The following is an 18,038-nucleotide window of genomic DNA, read 5'->3' as shown; positions in this document are numbered from 1 at the left end:
CTTCTTTTATTTCAAATACCAAGCTGATTACCCACCTGAAAATAAAGTTAGCGCCACGTTATCTCTCACACATCCAGCCAATTCAACTCGTTCATCCATACAAAACTGGGTCGAATGATATTCCGATGTTTCGTCTGTTCACTGTGGCCAAAGAGCATTAAAACAGCATGCTATAAGTATCGATAATATTCATTATCGATACTTGATGTGTATGGAGGATCCTGTAAGATCCTCTCAAACTTCATATGAATCATAGTGTTCCGTGGCATATCCAACCTTGTCCAGTCCAGCTCATCAGTCACTGCAGACTGTTTTCGATGCGCAGCTAAATAGTCGAGCACGGCGCTTTTTGCGCAGTGCAAAAGCGGATTCCACCCTCAACGCCTATCAGGCGGATACCCGTATTTTTGTCTTCTGGTGCCAGTTGCACGGGCTGGATCCGCTGCAAACGACCCATCACGACATCATGAACTTTCTGGCAGATCAGGCCGATGGCGTATTGGCCGACTGGGTATGGCTGGATAAAGAGGAGGGGAAGGGAGAGCTGCGTAATGGTGAACCTCGTAAACCGGCAACCCTGGTAAGGCGTCTGGCGGGGATCCGTTATGCCTTCAAGCAGAAAGGGATTCATCCCATGCCTACCGAGCATCCCGAAATCAAGGAGATGATGCGCGGAATTGTCAGATTGGGAGATAACCGCAAGCGCAAAACCGGTGCCCTGACATTGCAACCATTGACCCAGGTGCTCGATGGCATCGACACCCATGATCTGGCGGGATTGCGCGATCACACCCTGCTACTGCTGATGTTCAGTGGCGCCTTGCGTCGCTCGGAAGCGGCGCGAATTGAAGTGAGCGATCTCGATTTTGTGGGGCAGGGGATCCGCCTTCGTCTCAAACCGAGCAAGCATCAGCTGCATGAAACCGAGATAGCCCTGATCCCGGGCAAGCACTACTGCCCCGTATCAGCACTGCAAAACTGGCTGCGAAAAAGCCGGATCAACGAGGGGCCACTGTTTCGGCGCATGAATCGCTGGGGCCAATTGATGGCCGAACCACTTGGTCCCCAGGGCATTAACCTGATGATCAAGCGGCGAACCGGTCAAGCCATCGATGATCTCTACGTCAGCGGCCACAGCCTGCGCCGCGGATTTATCACCTCAGCGGTGACTGCCGGCAAACCGATGAACAAGATCATCGAGGTGACGCGCCACAAGGATATGCGGACCCTGCAGGAGTACTTCGATGACGCCCATAAGTTCTCCGATCATGCGCTCGATGGTTTGCTTTGATATAACTGCGCCACTGCATTTTTTATGTTAAATGATATCTTGTTGATCTGATGATATATTTGTCGCGCAAGCCGACAGCCCAAGATGGAAGGGCCATCTTCCAATGGATAAGGGCAGGTGATGAGAGATAACAAAGCTGAAAATGGAACATCGCAAGAGCATATGAACCAGGAAATGACAGAGCGTGAAGAGCAAGAAGCGGCCCCGCAAAACAATGCTGAGCGGCAGCGCCAGCATGTAAAACGCAAGCAGGAGACCCATACCCGATTGCAATGCTGGATCAGCAATCGCCATGCCGAGCGATTGGCTGCTCTGGGTATCCATCTCGAAGATAGTCAGGCATCACTGGTCGAACAGGCGATCGATCTGCTCTATCAACATGAGCTGGGCAGGGAACCCCTGTTTGAAAACAGAGTGTCCACGCAAGTCGAAGAGAGTGTTGAATAGCGCCAAGAGTGAAGCAACTGCTATTTGATAAGAGATAAAAAAAGCCAGGTACGAATTCCTTGTACCTGGCATAGGGGAATTGGCTCCTTGCAGAGCCGTGCGCTAACTGGTGTTCGGATTGCCTTAAGCTTAGACAAGGCTCAAGGCTTTTCAAGATCCCGATAAAAGTTCAACCGCAGTGTGGGTATCCTGACTCGTTCACGAACAGCCCACTATGCATTGAACAGATTATTGTCACGCACCAGCTCGCGGGGGAGGGCATTCTTGACCCGACTGCCAACCCATTTCCCCATGCCCAGGGTATGCCCCTGATAGCGGACGATCACCTCGCCAGCACCAGCATCCTGCTCTGGCCAGACATCCCGCCCCATCATAAATTCCCGCGCGTTGGCGCTGTCCAGTTCGACCACGCCCTTGCTCGCTTTATCACCATAGGCCAGCGCCCACTCATGGGTGAGGCGATAGCCTTTCTTGAAGGTCTCGGCCAGCTTGATGCCAATGCGATCGAAACGCAGTTTGCCCTGTACCTGATCAAACCGCTTGGGGAAGAGCCAGATCTCGTCATTGCGACCAAATAGTTGCCCTTGAGGCGTCACGCCAAAGTTGGCCTCAATATCGCGCAAAATGGGTTCCGCCTCTTTGGCCGGTAGCGGCGCAAAGGGGAATTTGCCGAGCTTGCCCGGCTTGAACATGGTGTTTGGCACCGAGTGATGCTTGCGCAATCTGGCGACGAAAAAGCCTTCACTGTCGAAGATCTGGGGCCAAACGTGCAGGTATCCTTCGGATGTGCAGGCCAGCTCTGCATGAGGGAACAGGTCGGCCAGCGAGTCAAAACTCAAGGCATCACCAAACTTGTCCAGCAGGGATTGGCAGACCGCCTGATTCTCCTGCTGACTCAAGGTGCAGGTGGAGTAGACCAGTACGCCGCCCGGTTTCAAGGCATGGAAGGCGCTCTCCAGCAACCCTTGCTGCACCGCCGCGATCTCGTCGATGCTCTCGATGCTCCAGTTGCGCAGGGCATCTTCATCCTTGCGCACCGTCCCTTCGCCGGAGCAGGGGGCGTCGAGCAGGATAGCGTCGAAGGTCTCTGGCAACCACTGGCCAAACACCTTAGCATCAAAATGGGTCATGCCCACATTGGTCACACCGCAACGCTGGATATTGGCGCTCAGCACCTTGAGCCGGCTGCTGGAAAACTCGTTGGCAACCAGCATCCCCTGATTGTTCATCAGAGCGGCAATCTGGGTAGTCTTGGAGCCGGGGGCCGCCGCCGCATCCAGCAATATGCCGTCCGCTTTAATCTTGTCGCTGGCAAAGAGCGCCTTCACCGGCAGCATGGAGCTCGCTTCCTGAATGTAGAAAAGTCCGCTCAGATGCTCGGCGGTGTTGCCAAGGGGCACTGTTTCATCGCTACGGGTCAACCAGAAGCCGGTGTCACACCAGGGCACCGGGTCAAGCTGCCAACCCAATGGCTGCATCAGCGCGACGAAGTCGGAGACGGCGATCTTCAAGGTATTGACCCGAATACTGCGGCGCAGCGGACGTCGACAACTGGCCACAAACTCATCCATCGAGAGATGGGTCGGCATGATGGCCGCAATGTGGCGTAAAAAGTAATCGGGAAGGAAGGTGTTGTCGTGCACGGAGCCGTCTCATTGACCGAAAAAGAGGGGCGATATCCTACCACAAGGCTAGGAATATTCTGAATCTGAACACCGTCAACAGGTATCGGAATATAAAAAAGCCCGGCGCGAGGCCGGGCTTGGAGGATATACGTAAAGGGGGAGGGATCAGGGCAGGATGCGCGGGCTCCACTCCAGCCACTCTTTCTCGGCTTTGCCGTAGAGTGGATAGCTGTGGCCCGCCTTGACGGTTGGCCCCATCTCTTTCTCCGGGGTATTGAAGGCGATGCCGCCAGCCAGCAGGCTCTGCACGGTTTCCACTTCGATGGTGCCGCCGGTCAGGCCGATATCCGCCTTGACCCCGGAGACATTCCAGAAACGGGAGTTGGCCCGCACCAGATGGGCATACTCCTGCTCCACGCTGACGTCGATCACCACCTCGCTGCCATCCCGAGCCAGCGCCACCTTAGTAACACTGCCGACCACCATCTTGCGAAACAGCAGCGGGCTACCGACGCTCAGGCCATTGACGGAGGGGCTCTTGAGGGTCAGGGCCAGACCCACCGGGCCAACCTGACTCAAGGGGAAGCGATCTTTGCCAGCGCCTTTACCGGGGTGTGCTTCTACGAACGCCCCCTTGATCAGGGTATCGAGGTGCGCAACACCGCCCAGCCCCAACTTGGCTTGCACCAGGGTAAAGCGGGCGCCGGTTTGCAGGAAGCGCTCGGCGTAGTGACCATCGAGCTCCGCCTTGAAGATCACCTGGCCCAATGACGGCTCCAGCTCAATCTCTTCAATTTTGCCGATATCGACCCCGCGATAGCGGATCGGGCTGCCAATCCCGAGCCCCGGGTTGTTATCAGCGACCAGAGAGAGGGTACGTACTTTCGCACGGGCCTGCTCTTTACTGTCAAACAGCTGATGGCTGCTACGGCCATTGGCCAGCCGGTCGAACTCGATGGCACCGCGCAACAGGGTCGCCAGATTACCGACCTTGACCTTGACGCCATCAATCCCAACCTGGGTATCGATGGCCGCTTTCTTCCAGAATTGCGGTTGTTGGGCAAGGAGGGGGGCATACACGCCATCGATTTCTAGCTCGATCTCGACCCCCTCTTTGGCGGAGCGCAGCTGTTTGACCTTGCCCGCTTCGAGCCCCAGATAGAGCACGGGTGAGCCAATGCCGATGCCATCGGCCTGATCTGCCTTGAGCAACCAGCGCTGGGGCTTGGCATCTCGGGTGCCAAGCAGTGCCAGCTCCTGACTCGGGTAGAGACGATTAATCCGCTCGCCACTGCTGGCCTGGAGCAGCTTGATCCCGCCCCCCAGCCAGGCACTGGCCGGACTGGTTTCCACCTTGATACCGCTCAGATCGGCATCGATCTGCAGCGGTGCGGCGCGATAGAAGCGGGCACGGTTGAGCAGATGGCCGTAGTTCGGCGCCATCACCAGCTCGACACTGGCATTGCCGCGCGCATCCAGGGTGAGTTGGCTGATGCGGCCCACCTGCAATCCCTTGTACCAGACCGGCGCATCCTGATTGAGCCCCGCCAGATCGTCAGCTTGCAACGTCACCTTGGTGCCACTTTGGGGGGCGCGATCGGTCAGGGTCATCTGGTGTGCCGGTTTGCCCGCCACATAGTCGAGGCGAATGGCCGGGCCGGAGAGCAGGCGATCCGCATGCTGCACGCCGGTCGCGGAGAGGGAGACACTCTCCCACACCAGCTGGCTCCTGTCGGTGATGCGATAGGCCTGCTCCGGGTTGATCAGCGCCGTCACCACGCGGCCTTTGTCGGTGAGACGAATGGGGTCGATACGACCAATCTCGATCCCCTCGTAGAGGATCGGCATCCCCTCCTTGACCGGAAGATCGCCAGCCGCAATGTCAATACGCTCGCCACGCGCCGCTTCCGCCAGCCCTTTGTAAAGAGTGAACAGCTGCCCTTTTTCCGGCTCTGGTGAGTCTTTGGGCGAATCAAAGGCGATGCCACCGCTCAGGATGGAGGTGAGGCTGCCAGCCTCCACGCTCACCCCGGCCAGACTGAAGGAGCCCTTGATGCCGCTGATGTTCCAGAAGCGGGTGTCGGCTTTGACCAGATGTTCGAAACGCGGCTCGATCACCAGATCCAGAATGACGTTCTGGTTGTCCTGACCAAGGCGGGTATTGATCACGCTGCCCACTTCGATGCCACGGAAATAGAGCTTGGCGCCAATCCCGACCGAGCCCAGCGAATCGGCGGTCAGGTGCAGCATCCGCCCCTGCGCTTGATAGCCGGGAGGAGGGCCCTCCAGCGCATCGAAGGTCTCCTCCAGCGGATTGCTTTCACGCCCCGGCTGCAGATTGATGTAGTTGCCGGATACCAGGGTATCGAGGCCGGAGATCTCGGTGAGCGACGCCTTGGGGCTCACCAGCCAGAAATCGGACCCCTTGCGAATAAGCGGTCTGGCACGGCTGTCAATCTTGGCCATCACCGCAATCTTGCGGCCATCTTCAGCCAGCTCCAGCTCCTGCACCACGCCGATGGCCACCCCCTGATAACGAATCTGGGTTTTGCCCGGCAAGATGCCGTTGCCTTGCGCGAAGTTGATCTGGATAAGCTGGCCACGGCTCAATACCTGCTGATAGAGAAAGCCACCTGCCAGCAGCAGGGCTATCAGGGGTAACAGCCAGACCGGCGATAACCAGCGACGCTTTTCAATGACGGGTTCAGCCCCGATCATACCGACTCCTTATTGGCTGGATTAAACAGCGCATCAGACAAAAACAGAGAAATCATCAACGGGCCGCCTTGTCCCACAGTAAACGGGTATCGAGCATGCGGGCCGACATCATGGTCAGCACCACCACACCGGCAAAGGCGGTGGCACCGGGGCCTGCGCGAACACTCAGCAGGACACCCCGATCGACCAGTGCCACCATCAGCGAGATCACGAACAGGTCCAGCATCGACCAGCGGCCGATAAAATCGATCACCCGGTACATCACCAGCTGGCGCTTGCGCCGCACCGGTTTGGTCCGCTGCAACTGCCAGCAGATCCAGCCCAGCCCCAATATCTTGCCCACCGGCACCAGTATGCTGGCGGTGAGGACGATGGTGGCAATCCCGCTCATTTTGCTGCGATAGAGCATCATGATACCGCTGAAGATGGTATCGGATTGCAGCAACCCCTTGTTGTAGAAGTGGGTAATGGGCAGCAGGTTGGCAGGCAACAACATAAAGGTGGCGAGCGCCAGCAAGCCCCATGACCAGGCGAGGGAGCGAGGAATGCGCACCTGCAGCTTGCTGCCGCAGCGGGGACAAACGGCGTGGAAACGATAACGGACCAGCAGGCCGCAAGTTTGGCAGCCGCACAGCCCCATTTCACGGGCGCTGGTCATGTTCCGGCTCCTTTAACGGGATCCGCGCCCAGTAGGGGGCGGGGTCAAACAGGATCAGCAGGGTCATGTTGAGCAGCATCAGAATGCCGAGGCTGAGCAGCCCGCCACCCAGGCGCACATCGGCGATATCGATCAGTTTGAACAGGGCGACCAGCAGGCTGACGATATAGACCTCCAGCATGGCCCAGTGACGAAACACCTCGACCAGCTTCAAGGTGGGCGCAAGGATGTGCCAACGCTTGGCCATGCCAGATGCCAGCGCAAAGATCCCCGCCAACAATCCAACCGGCGCCAGTACGGCGCACCAGAGCACCAGAGAGGCCACCCAAAACTCCCCTTCGCCAAACAGCACCAGTATCCCGCGCAGCAAGTCGGCATCGGAGTTGACCCCCGCCAGCCGCAGATAGATCAGCGGCTCAAAAAACGCGGAGGGCAGCAACAAAAAACCGGTGATGGTCAGGGCCATCAACTGGGAAGGACGAAAGGCATAACGGCCATAGAGATGCTGGTGACAACGTGGGCAGTGGGCATGGCGACGCAACGGCAGCGCCTTGCGCTGGATCAGCAAGTCGCACGCCGGACAGACAATCACGGAACCGGGCTCCATCATACAATTCAACCTGTTGAAGGAATTGGTGAAATTTACCCTAAAACCGGTTTCCTGTCTTGCCTGCGGCCGGAATGTTACGAAAGTATAATTGACGTTAACGTAAACGTGATATTAGATAGCCAGACTAGACAGGTGAAAGGAGTCATGATGTCCAGTTTGTCCCCCTCGGCAGGCCTGCGCTTTCGCACCGCCCTCGCCAATGAACGGCCCCTGCAGATCGTCGGCACCATCAATGCCTATATGGCGCTGATGGCCGAGCGCAGCGGTTTTCAAGCCCTCTATCTCTCCGGTGCCGGGGTGGCCAATGCCTCCTACGGCTTGCCGGATCTTGGCATGACCTCCCTCAACGATGTGCTGATCGATGCAGAACGGATGACCGCGGCCACCCGGGTGCCGCTGCTGGTCGATATCGACACCGGCTGGGGTGGGGCATTCAATATCGCCCGCACCATTCGCGCGTTCGAGCGGGCCGGGGTTGCCGCAGTCCATATGGAAGATCAGGTGGCCCAGAAGCGCTGCGGCCACCGTCCCAATAAGGCGGTGGTGTCGCTGGAGGAGATGTGCGATCGCATCAAGGCGGCGGTGGATGCCCGCGAGAATAGCGAGTTCGTCATCATGGCGCGCACCGATGCACTGGCGGTGGAAGGGATGGAGTCTGCTCTTGAGCGCACTGCCGCCTATGTGGCCGCCGGTGCCGACATGATCTTCGCCGAAGCGGTGACCGAGCTGGCCCAGTATGACCAGTTCAGGCAGGCGGCCGGAGTGCCGATCCTCGCCAACATGACCGAATTTGGCAAAACCGAGCTGTTTGACAAGGAGCTGCTCGCCGCCCACGGGGTTGACATGGTGCTCTACCCCTTGAGCGCCAACCGCGCCGCCAATCAGGCTGCCCTCAACGTCTATCAACATATTCGCCAGGATGGCCATCAGCGAGCCGTCGTGGAGACCATGCAGACCCGGGAGTCGCTCTACGACTTCCTCGGATATCACCACTACGAGCAGACACTGGATCGTCTGTTTACAGCCAAGGAATAGGAGGCAGCTTATGGGACAGCAAAAACCGTTGGGCGGGGCAGGTCTGCGCGGGCAGAGTGCGGGGGAGACCAGCATCTGCACCGTAGGCAAGAGCGGCACCGGTCTCACCTATCGCGGCTATGACATCAAGGAGCTGGCCGATAGCGCCCAGTTCGAGGAGGTCGCCTATCTGCTGCTCAAGGGGGAGTTACCCGGTGAGCAGCAGCTTGACGCGTACAAGCGCGAACTGCGTCGCCTGCGCACTTTGCCCCAGCCGCTGCTGGAGGTGCTGGAGCGTATTCCCGCCGATGCCCACCCCATGGATGTGCTGCGCACCGGCTGCTCCATGCTCGGCGATCTGGAGCCGGAAGATGGTTTCGAGCATGAGCATGAAGTAGCGGATCGGCTGCTGGCGGCCTTTCCGGGCATTCTGATCTACTGGTACAAGTTCAGCCATGAAGGGGTCCGCATCGCCCTCGACAGCGATGAAGAGTGTATCGGCGGTCACTTTCTGGCGCTGCTGCACCAGAAAGCGCCGAGCGAGCTGGAGCGCCGGGTGATGCATGTCTCCCTCATCCTCTACGCCGAGCATGAGTTCAACGCCTCCACCTTTGCAGCGCGGGTTTGCGCCTCGACCCTTTCCGACATGTTCTCCTGCATCACCGCCGCCATCGGTACCCTGCGCGGCCCGCTCCATGGCGGCGCCAACGAGGCGGCTATGGCGATGATCGAACACTGGCAAGACGAGACGCAGGCAAGGCGCGAACTGCTGGCCAAGCTGGCGGCCAAGGAGAAGATCATGGGCTTTGGCCACGCCATCTACCGTACCTCGGATCCGCGCAACGTTATCATCAAGGCGTGGTCGGCCAAACTTGCCGCAGCAGTGGGCGATGATCGCCTCTATCGCGTCTCCTGCGAGGCGGAGAAGGTGATGTGGGAAGAGAAAGCGCTCTTTCCCAACGCCGACTTCTTCCACGCCAGCGCCTATCACTACATGGGGATCCCGACCAAGCTGTTCACGCCTATCTTCGTCTGCTCGCGGGTCACCGGCTGGTGCGCCCATGTGATGGAGCAGCGCGAGCACAACCGGATCATCCGCCCGAGCGCCGATTATGTCGGCCCGGCCCCCCGTCATTTTGTCTCCCTACAACAACGATAAGGAAATCACGATGTCCGCCAACGTCGACGTCAACCACAGACCCGAGCCCGATCAGGTGCTGGTCGATATTGCCGATTATGTCTGCAACCACCCCATTACCAGCGAGGCATCTCTCGACACCGCCCGCTACTGCCTGATGGATACGCTCGGCTGTGGCCTCTTGGCCCTGCGCTTCCCCGAGTGTACCAAGCACCTCGGACCCATAGTCCCCGGCACCCTCGTACCTCATGGCGCCCGGGTGCCCGGTACCCAGCTCTGCCTCGATCCGGTCAAGGCGGCCTGGGATATCGGCGCCATCATCCGCTGGCTCGATTACAACGACACCTGGCTGGCCGCCGAGTGGGGTCACCCCTCAGACAATCTGGGCGGCATTCTCGCCACCGCCGATTGGCTCTCCCGTACCCGCGTCGCCGAAGGCAAGGCGCCGCTCACCATGAGCGATGTGCTGGTGGCCATGGTCAAGGCCCACGAGATCCAAGGTGTACTGGCACTGGAGAATTCTTTCAATCGGGTCGGTCTCGATCACGTGGTGCTGGTCAAGGTTGCCAGTACCGCCGTGGTGACCCACATGCTCGGCGGAACCCGCGATCAGGTGATCGATGCGGTCTCCCAGGCCTGGGTCGATGGCCAGAGCCTGCGTACCTACCGCCATGCCCCCAACGCAGGTTCGCGCAAAAGCTGGGCGGCGGGGGATGCCACCTCCCGTGCGGTACGGCTAGCGCTGATCACCATGAGCGGCGAGATGGGCTATCCCGGTGTACTGAGCGCCCCCAAGTGGGGCTTCTACGACGTGCTGTTCAAGGGCAATCAGTTCGCCCTGCATCAGGGCTACGGCAGCTATGTGATGGAGAACGTGCTGTTCAAGATCTCCTATCCCGCCGAGTTCCATGCCCAGACTGCGGTGGAGTGCGCCATGAAGCTGCACGAGCAGGTGAAGGGGCGGCTGGACGAGATCGACCGTATCGAGCTCACCACCCATGAGTCGGCCATTCGTATTATCAGCAAGGTCGGCGCCCTCAACAACCCCGCCGATCGGGATCACTGCCTGCAGTATATGGTGGCGGTGCCGCTGATCTTCGGTCGCCTGATCGCCGAGGATTACGAGGACGACGTGGCCGCCGATCCCCGCATCGACGCGCTGCGTGGCAAGATGGTGGTGCAGGAGGACAAACGCTACAGTCGCGAATATCTGGAGGCGGACAAGCGCTCCATTGCCAACGCAATCCAGATCTTCTTCAAGGACGGCTCTCACACTGCCAAGGTCGAGGTGGAGTACCCGGTCGGCCATCGTCGCCGCCGGGAGGAGGGGATCCCGCTGTTGGTAGAAAAATTCCAACACAATCTGGCCACCCGCTTCCCGGCCAAACGGGTCAACGACATTCTGGCCCTCTGTCAGGACGGGCCGCGCCTTGCCGCCACCCCGGTACACATCTTTATGGACCTACTGGTTATCTGAGCGGTTGTATATCCCCCCTCATATCGACAAACAGCGATAAACGAACAGCGGGCCCATCGGCCCGCTTTGTTATTCCGGCGGCTTATCCCTCGATAAGCCTTACCCCAGCACACTGCTATCGCCGTTAAAGAGCGCCGTCATGATCGCCGTCTCGCGACTGGCGATGGTCTCGAGAAACTCGTTGGCTCGCCCCATCTTGTGACACACCTGATAACCACGCTCGACAAAGGAAAAAAGCTCACCCAAGCCCGCCAGATGGGCGGGCCCCGACACCAGCTTGAGGGTCGCGCCAAGCAGCGGCTTTCTCGCCAGCCTGTCCAGCGTCATGCCAAGCTCGCTCACCAACACAATCTGATGTTCGCGGCGCGCCTGCTCGCCCACTGCGCGATAGGCGATAGCGTAGTGCTCCGCAGTAATGGGGTTGAGCCCGCTAATGCGCCGCAGCGCCACCACCATCAGGTAGTCCAGCTCCTCGGAGAGGGCATCGAGCTCGATCGCCTGCGCCAGCACCTTGAGACCGGACTCAGGCAACAGTCGCTCGGCGGTCGGCATCACCCGCATCACGTCAGCATCGCGCCGGGCACAATCCCCCGGACCATAGAGATCGGTCAGGAAAAACTTGGCGGCGGGGCCGTAGCGGTCGCTCTCCAGCAGATCGCGATGGGTACGCCCCAACCTGTCGGCCTGCCACTGACGCAACCGGTCCCGATCCTGCTGATCTTCCGGGTGAGCCCGCATCTGCTCGCGCAAGGCCGCGACCCGATGGAGCTGGCGGTAGAGCCGCCCCAGGGTGCTATCGTCATCGTGGGCATCTTCTTGATGGGTCATCAACCGCTCTCCGGCCTTGGGCCCATTGATGGGAAAATAGAGAAATAGCGATACAAGCGAATGAAAAACAAGCAGCTTTTTCTATCAGTTTGGCGACAAGTGTAGCGTGCAAGGGGGAGGGAATAAATGCCGTACGCCATTGAGGGCGTTCATCGTCATCCACTCTGTTAAGTGAGTCCCATTTATGTGAACCATCCTTTCACTTGTTGTGAACATGTGTTTAATATCAATAAATATCTTATGACCCAGAGTAACTACCATGTTCTTCTACGACTCCCTCGCTGGCAGCAGCGCACTCTCCACCATTCAGGTCAGTCGTCAGCATCCGCTGGGACTGGCCGCCGCCCGACTCGCTGCCGAAGCCATCGCCCAGGATATGAGCGAGAGCTATCAACTCGACTGCGAATGGGCAGATGAAGATGAGACCGAACTGCGCTTTCGCGGCTCGGGGGTACATGGCACTCTCACCCTGGACGACGATACCCTGGAACTGGAAGTGCATCTTGGCTTGATGCTGTTACCGGTACGCAGCGTACTGGAACAGGAGATCCTCGATTATGTGGAAAATCGCTTACCTTGTCCCAAACGTGTTTAAAACTTTTCATCGCACTGACATTAAATAAACCTGCGGTGAACGATGGCTGTTTGAAATAAGTAGGCAAGCAATATTGTTTGCCAACGTGATTAACCGGCGATATCCGGATTCTGTTTTGTACGTTATTCGTCATTTCTATTTTCATATTTCGAGTCGGCACTCGCTATTGTCATCTTGATTACCCAATGCTCTCATCCAGATATGAGGGCATGAGCAACTTGCCGCCTCGGTAAATTCATTTTGTAGGGAAACAACCATGCCACCGAGTGAATTTATCTCCTGCGTCGATACCGCTTGGTTACGCATGGACAGACCCAACAACCTGATGCAGATCATCGGCGTCCTGATGTTTGAAGGGGAGCTCGATGAGGCGCGGTTGCGGGCCGGATTACGCCACACCATTTCGGTGCAACCCCGCTTCCACCAGCGGGCCGTGCTGGAAGGGGGCTCCTACTACTGGCGCCATGACCCCGATTTCGATCTCGATCAGCACCTCAAGCGGGTGATCCTGCCGGGTAACGCAGGTCAGCTTGAGCTGGAGAAGCTGGTGGCCGATCTCGCCTCTACACCGCTCAACCACCAGCGCCCTCTATGGGACATGCACCTGACCGACACCTCGCTGGGCGGGCAAGCGCTGGTGGTACGCATTCACCACGCCATGGGCGACGGCTTCTCGCTGGTGCGGGCCATGCTGACCATGATGGATAACACCCCGCAAGGCGCACCACGGCCACCGTCACCGGAGCCACTGGATGACAGTGAGGACGAGGAGGCAGACGACAGCCACCACGGCAGCCGGCTGGTGCGGGCCGGTCTCAAGCTGACCGGCACCCTCTGGTCCAAATATGTCGAGGTGGTCACTCATCCCACCAAGGCGGTGGATTACCTCAAGACCGGGCGGGATCTGGCGAGCGAGCTGTGCAATATCGCCACCCTCAGTGATGACTCGCCCTGCCGCCTGCGGGGCAAAACCGCCAGTACCAAACGGGTGGCCTGGTCGGAGCAAATTGATCTGCCGGATATCAAGGCGGTGGGCAAGGTGCTGGGCTGCTCGGTCAACGATCTGCTGATCGCCGCGACCGCCGGGGCGTTTCGCCACTACCTGCAAGAGAAGGGGGATGACGCCAACAAGGTCAAGATCCGCGCGCTGGTGCCAGTCAACATGCGTACGCCAGACGACGAGGGGGCGCTGGGCAACCGCTTCGGGCTGGTGGCCCTGGACTTGCCGCTGGATGTCGAGCATCCACTGCAACGGCTCTATACCGTGCGTGATCGGATGCAGGCGCTGCGCACCTCGCTACAACCCGTGGTGGTGCTCAATCTGTTGCACGCCCTTGGTATGGCCCCCAATGCGGTGCAGCAGCAGGCGGTCGAGCTGCTCACGGCCAAGGCCAGTGCGGTGATCACCAATGTGCCCGGCCCGCAGCAGACCCTCTATATGGCGGGGGCGCGGCTGCGCCAGCCGCTGTTCTGGGTGCCGCAATCGGGGGATATCGGCGTCGGTGTCTCCATCCTCTCTTACGATCACAAGGTGCAACTGGGCCTTATCACCGACAAGAAGCTGGTGCCGGATCCGGATCGGGTAGTAGCGCGTTTTGCGGTGGAGTTTGAACAGCTGTTACTGCTGGTGCTGATGGAGCCGGATCTGCTGTTCGATCCCCATGGACTGGATGCCCTGCTCGGTTGACTGACGCTGAATCGACAGGCGACGGGTCGTTCAACCACGCAACAACCATCAGCAAAGAGGCCAACCCGCGGGTTGGCCTCTTGTTTTGTTATCTATGAATGGCGGGGAGGGGGTTACTCTTCCAGCTCCTCGCGCGCAGCCTCCACATCGAGGCGCTCCATGGCATCCACCGGTTCGCACTCGGCTGCTTCGGCATAGAGGGCTTCGGCGGCTTTCAGGCGGCTCTTGCCGTGCAGCATCACCTGGGCGTTGGCGTACTCCATACGGGCGATGGCCGAGTCGGGGATCAGCGCCAGCGCCTCCTTGAAGTGACGCTCTGACTCCTCTTTCTTGGCGCCATAGGTGAGGCTCCCGATCATGGCCCCCAGCTTGTCGACAATCTCGGCGTGCCAGGCACCGAAGGCGATATGGGCTTCGGCGTGATCGGGCTCAAGCTCCAGCGCCTTCTCAAGGCTCGCCTTGATCTTGTCGCCAATCCCCTGCGAGAGCGCCTTGGTGATGGAGATGACCTGACTGTAGCGACCGAGCGCCAGGGCGTGGAAATACCAGGCATTGACGTTATCGGGCTGGCGCTTTTGCAGCTTTTCGGCATGGCTGGCTGCCCGCTCGAAGGCGGCGCGCTTGGCGTACTTGTCCTCCAGCAGATAGCTGGCGTGGATCACCAGCGCCTTGTTCGCCACATTGAGGCCCGCCTCTGTGGCCGCTTCGCCAAGGGCGACTGCCTTGGCAAAATCCCCGGCATGATAGGCCCGCCAGGCATCCTGAACCTGTTCGTCTTCCGGCCAGGGTTCGGCATCCCCCTGATGGAGGCGATCCCAGTTGTCCGCCAGCTTCTGGCCAGCGTAGTCATAGGCCGCGTCCACGTAAGGGAAGGGGACAAATTCGAGTTGTGAAGTGGTCATGCATATTCTCCCTGTCGCATGTGAATCAAACCTTGTCGGTGTAGTGGTGGGCGAGGGCGCCCAGATGAGCGCGGGCATCGGCCCGCAAATAGGGGGCGACCAGCTGCATCACCTGAACGACGCCGAGGGCGATATCGGCATCCGCCTTGGGGTGCAGTGCCCGCTGGTAAGAGATCCAGAATGTGCCCACCAGCGCCACATTGGCCGCCAGGGTGCGCATCTGTTGCGCCGTGCCCTCCATCAGCCCGGCCGTTTGCAGGTGATTGCAAATGGCGGCTGCGGTCTGCTCCTTGCGGCGCAGCAGGGCGGAAAAGCGCTGCTCCACCTGATGATAACCGCTCATCAGGGTCGCGATATCGTAGTAGAGGAAACGGTACTGCCAGATGGCCTCAAACATCAGATGGAGGAAAAGCCAGATATCTTCCGCCTCATCGGAGGGGGTCGTGACCGCATCCAGCAGGCGATCCATCTGCTGCTCGAATTCGCCGAACAGGGCGTTGACGATCTCCTCCTTGTTGTGGAAGTGGTAGTAGAGATTTCCCTGGCTTATCTCCATCTCGGCCGCAATGGCCGAGGTGGTGACGCCGGGTTCGCCCTGCCGGTTGAAGCAGGCGAGGGCTGTGGTCAGGATCCGCTCCCGGGTACGGCGTTTGGGTTTGCGATCCATGCTACTCCTTCGAGGGTGAACGGCGCACGCCGTGGCGATAGCGTTTGGCAAGCCAGTGCTGCAACTGCTCCAGCGACTTGTCTAGCGCATCGACCGAGCCACTGCCGGGGGCCAGCAGGGTACGATGTTCATCTGCCAGCGCGGCTAGATTGAGCTCCAGGCCATGCTTGGCCAGCACCGGCGCCAGCTCGTCACGGCGTTGCCAGAGATCGCGGCGGGTGTGCTGGTAGGCGTGCTCGCAGAGGCGGCGGCGATCCCGATAGCTGAACACATTGGTAAAGAACATCTCGCCATCGGCAGAGGAGGGCTCAAACAGCAGAGCGTCAGCGTCGGGATATTGATGTTTGTAACGATCCATCCCCACATGCATGCGGGAGTGGATGATGGCGCGAAAAGTCTGGGCCAGCACCACTGGCAGACCGCTATCCACCAGATTGGTCGGTGCACCGGCAGCCATGTCTGCATCATAGGGCACCAGCGGATTGATGCAGAACACCAGATCCGCCCCCTCTTGCAGCGCCACCGAGGCGTGCAGGGTCTTGATCAGCGCCCCGTCCACATAGTAACGGCCATTGATCAGCGAGGGGGGAAAGAGACCGGGCAGGGCGGCCGAAGCCTGTACCGCTGCCGAGATGGGCACGTCATCGAGCCCCGGGCTACCGAAGGCGACCGGATGACCGGTGTCGAGTTCGGTGGCCACCACAAACAGCCGGCTGCGCAGTTGGCGAAAATCGTTGCTGCGGCCGGGGCGAGAGAAAAACTGGGTCAGGGTGCGATCCACCCCACGGTTGTCAAACAGTCCGGTCGGGATGGCCTTGGAAAGCCCCTGCAGCGACTCAAACAGGCTGCGCTTCCAGGGAGCCGCCAGATAGTAGGTCAGACTCTGCCACGCCAGCGGCGGGATCGAGGTCAGACGTTCGGCATATTCCCGAAAGGCGGGGCGCAGCAAGGTAGCCGGATCAAACATCTCCCCCGCATCATCGCTGAGCAGGATCCGCACCAGCTTCGCCGGGGAGATGCCGTTAGCCAGTGCCGATGCCACCACGGCCCCCGAGCTCACGCCAACATAGATGTCGGCATGGTCGAGACGCAGACCGCTGATGCTGTCGGAGAGCGCCGCACAGGCACCGATCTCGTAGATGCCGCCGAGCGGCCCGCCGCCGGCAAGGGCAATTGCGATGGTACTCATAGCGTCGCCTCCCTATCCATGACTCTCTCCATGACAAGACCGGCCCAGCGAGGGGCATGGGCCGGTATCAACTACCTTATTTCACCGTGAGGGATCAGGGCAGGACGCTTTCCGCTTTGGCCTTCACCTCTTTCACCGCATCTTCGGCGGCGGAGAGCAGATCGGCGGCCTGCTCGACTACCGCCTCTTTAGCCTTGGCTACCGGCGCTTTCTTTACCGGCGGCTTGCGAGCGGCGGGCTTTTTGACGGCTGCCGGCTTGGCTTCGGCTTCAGGGGCCTCTTCGTCCTGGGCATCCAGCAGTTGCTGCACCACATCGGTCAGCTCGGCCATGCGCTTGGAGAGCTTGTCGATATCCTTGCGGGTGGGGATGCCAAGGCTGGCCACGGCGCGGGCGACGCGATCTTCAAACACCTGCTCCAGACGGCCCCAGGTATTGGCGGTCTTGTCGGTCACTGCGGCAATCTTCTCATCGGCGCTCTGACGGGTTTTGGCCTGCAGCGCTTCCCCTTCCTGCACCAGGGCTTCAAAGATCTTGCCACCCTCTTCCTGTGCTTTGGCATAGGCACCCAGACCCGCCAACCAGATCTGCTGGGTGGACTCCTTGATGGTGGAGGTGAGTTGGTTGTCGGTCACTGACCCTGCCAGTGCTTTCAATTTCTTAGCCATGATCTTCTCCTTGAATAACGACAGTTAAACGTAATGGCGACAACGACAACTGCAATCCGGTTGTGGCATTACTGATTTTTCAACTCCAGTCTAGGGACAAAAAATAGAGGGTTCTACCTAATAACGAAATAGTGAATGGGTGGAAATAAGGGATGGCTCACGAACCGGCAATCGAATTGCAGATTTCCATATGAAGCGTGATATATCTAACGGTAAGTAACAGCCAAATCAGTAGCGGAACAATGACATGAACTATTTCATCACAGGCGGAAGTGGCTTTATCGGGCGCAGGTTGATCAAAAAATTGCTGGAACGTGCGCCCGAGAATCGGGTCTATTTTTTGATGCGTGCCTCTCATCAGGATAAATTGCCGGAGTTGTTTGCATTCTGGAATGTGGATGAGCAAAGAGCCGTTCCGATCATTGGCGACATGACGCTGCCACTGCTGCAGGGCGGGATCGCACTTTGTTAATGAAATTTGAACAGGCAGATCGTCTGTGATCTAATCGCGTCTCCATGCAGGAG

The 18,038-nt window shown here is 59.1% G+C and carries 17 protein-coding genes; 8 read left to right on the top strand and 9 right to left on the bottom strand.

What is annotated here, in order from left to right:
• Positions 1 to 349 precede the first annotated feature (349 nt).
• Together OKC27_RS06285 and OKC27_RS06280 are read left to right on the top strand one after the other, a co-directional pair.
• Entirely contained in the window at positions 350 to 1,291 is a 942-nt protein-coding gene (locus OKC27_RS06285) for a site-specific integrase (RefSeq protein WP_232093645.1), read from the top strand.
• Positions 1,292 to 1,465: 174 nt separating this feature from the next.
• Positions 1,466 to 1,738, top strand: a complete 273-nt coding sequence (locus tag OKC27_RS06280; protein ID WP_182939745.1) for a RepB family protein — start codon at positions 1,466 to 1,468, stop codon at positions 1,736 to 1,738.
• A gap of 212 nt (positions 1,739 to 1,950) precedes the next feature.
• On the opposite strand, the gene rsmF is transcribed toward OKC27_RS06280, so the two are convergent.
• The 4 genes from rsmF to OKC27_RS06260 all read right to left on the bottom strand — a co-directional run bounded on the left by rsmF (position 1,951) and on the right by OKC27_RS06260 (position 7,349).
• The gene (gene rsmF / locus OKC27_RS06275) at positions 1,951 to 3,381 is read right to left on the bottom strand and encodes a 16S rRNA (cytosine(1407)-C(5))-methyltransferase RsmF (RefSeq protein ID WP_182939680.1); all 1,431 of its coding nucleotides are present in this window, start codon (positions 3,379 to 3,381) and stop codon (positions 1,951 to 1,953) included.
• Between the two features lie 147 nt (positions 3,382 to 3,528).
• Positions 3,529 to 6,081 carry an MlaD family protein gene (locus OKC27_RS06270; protein ID WP_182937417.1) on the bottom strand — a complete coding sequence of 851 codons (2,553 nt, stop codon included), beginning with the start codon at positions 6,079 to 6,081 and terminating at the stop codon, positions 3,529 to 3,531.
• Between the two features lie 55 nt (positions 6,082 to 6,136).
• Positions 6,137 to 6,739, bottom strand: a complete 603-nt coding sequence (locus OKC27_RS06265; protein ID WP_042655792.1) for a paraquat-inducible protein A — start codon at positions 6,737 to 6,739, stop codon at positions 6,137 to 6,139.
• Complete coding sequence (locus OKC27_RS06260) at positions 6,723 to 7,349, bottom strand: paraquat-inducible protein A (protein ID WP_042062896.1); 627 nt, start codon at positions 7,347 to 7,349, stop codon at positions 6,723 to 6,725. Before OKC27_RS06260 ends, OKC27_RS06265 begins: the two co-directional genes overlap by 17 nt.
• Before the next feature lie 147 nt (positions 7,350 to 7,496).
• On the opposite strand from OKC27_RS06260, the gene prpB reads away from it, so the two are divergent.
• The 3 genes from prpB to OKC27_RS06245 are packed head-to-tail and all read left to right on the top strand — an operon-like array spanning position 7,497 to position 10,978.
• The gene (prpB, locus tag OKC27_RS06255) at positions 7,497 to 8,384 is read left to right on the top strand and encodes a methylisocitrate lyase (RefSeq protein WP_111809301.1); all 888 of its coding nucleotides are present in this window, start codon (positions 7,497 to 7,499) and stop codon (positions 8,382 to 8,384) included.
• Between the two features lie 10 nt (positions 8,385 to 8,394).
• Positions 8,395 to 9,522 (top strand): bifunctional 2-methylcitrate synthase/citrate synthase, encoded by a 1,128-nt coding sequence (prpC, locus tag OKC27_RS06250; protein WP_111809302.1) that lies wholly within the window; start codon positions 8,395 to 8,397, stop codon positions 9,520 to 9,522.
• A gap of 10 nt (positions 9,523 to 9,532) precedes the next feature.
• Positions 9,533 to 10,978 carry a bifunctional 2-methylcitrate dehydratase/aconitate hydratase gene (locus tag OKC27_RS06245; RefSeq protein WP_182937421.1) on the top strand — a complete coding sequence of 482 codons (1,446 nt, stop codon included), beginning with the start codon at positions 9,533 to 9,535 and terminating at the stop codon, positions 10,976 to 10,978.
• A gap of 99 nt (positions 10,979 to 11,077) precedes the next feature.
• Here the strand turns inward: OKC27_RS06245 and OKC27_RS06240 are convergent, their stop codons facing one another.
• Positions 11,078 to 11,806 (bottom strand): FFLEELY motif protein, encoded by a 729-nt coding sequence (locus OKC27_RS06240; protein WP_182937424.1) that lies wholly within the window; start codon positions 11,804 to 11,806, stop codon positions 11,078 to 11,080.
• A 259-nt stretch (positions 11,807 to 12,065) separates the two neighbouring features.
• Between OKC27_RS06240 and OKC27_RS06235 the strand changes: the two genes are divergently transcribed.
• Entirely contained in the window at positions 12,066 to 12,401 is a 336-nt protein-coding gene (locus OKC27_RS06235) for a polyhydroxyalkanoic acid system family protein (RefSeq protein ID WP_182937426.1), read from the top strand.
• 256 nt (positions 12,402 to 12,657) lie between these two features.
• The gene (locus OKC27_RS06230; protein WP_182937428.1) at positions 12,658 to 14,088 is read left to right on the top strand and encodes a wax ester/triacylglycerol synthase family O-acyltransferase; all 1,431 of its coding nucleotides are present in this window, start codon (positions 12,658 to 12,660) and stop codon (positions 14,086 to 14,088) included.
• A 113-nt stretch (positions 14,089 to 14,201) separates the two neighbouring features.
• Here the strand turns inward: OKC27_RS06230 and OKC27_RS06225 are convergent, their stop codons facing one another.
• The 4 genes from OKC27_RS06225 to OKC27_RS06210 form a co-directional block, all read right to left on the bottom strand.
• On the bottom strand, positions 14,202 to 14,990 hold the full coding sequence (locus OKC27_RS06225; RefSeq protein ID WP_182937430.1) for a hypothetical protein: 789 nt from the start codon (positions 14,988 to 14,990) through the stop codon (positions 14,202 to 14,204).
• 25 nt (positions 14,991 to 15,015) lie between these two features.
• Positions 15,016 to 15,657, bottom strand: a complete 642-nt coding sequence (locus tag OKC27_RS06220; RefSeq protein WP_058051966.1) for a TetR/AcrR family transcriptional regulator — start codon at positions 15,655 to 15,657, stop codon at positions 15,016 to 15,018.
• A 1-nt stretch (position 15,658) separates the two neighbouring features.
• Positions 15,659 to 16,846 carry a patatin-like phospholipase family protein gene (locus OKC27_RS06215; protein ID WP_075113620.1) on the bottom strand — a complete coding sequence of 396 codons (1,188 nt, stop codon included), beginning with the start codon at positions 16,844 to 16,846 and terminating at the stop codon, positions 15,659 to 15,661.
• 94 nt (positions 16,847 to 16,940) lie between these two features.
• Complete coding sequence (locus tag OKC27_RS06210; protein ID WP_163128392.1) at positions 16,941 to 17,513, bottom strand: phasin family protein; 573 nt, start codon at positions 17,511 to 17,513, stop codon at positions 16,941 to 16,943.
• A 247-nt stretch (positions 17,514 to 17,760) separates the two neighbouring features.
• On the opposite strand from OKC27_RS06210, the gene OKC27_RS06205 reads away from it, so the two are divergent.
• Complete coding sequence (locus tag OKC27_RS06205) at positions 17,761 to 17,985, top strand: SDR family oxidoreductase (protein WP_182937432.1); 225 nt, start codon at positions 17,761 to 17,763, stop codon at positions 17,983 to 17,985.
• Positions 17,986 to 18,038 lie beyond the last annotated feature (53 nt).

This window comes from Aeromonas sp. QDB62, assembly GCF_027705695.1.
In the GTDB taxonomy this organism is placed as follows: Bacteria; Pseudomonadota; Gammaproteobacteria; order Enterobacterales; family Aeromonadaceae; genus Aeromonas; species Aeromonas allosaccharophila.
This window is presented reverse-complemented; position numbering and strand designations above follow the sequence as displayed.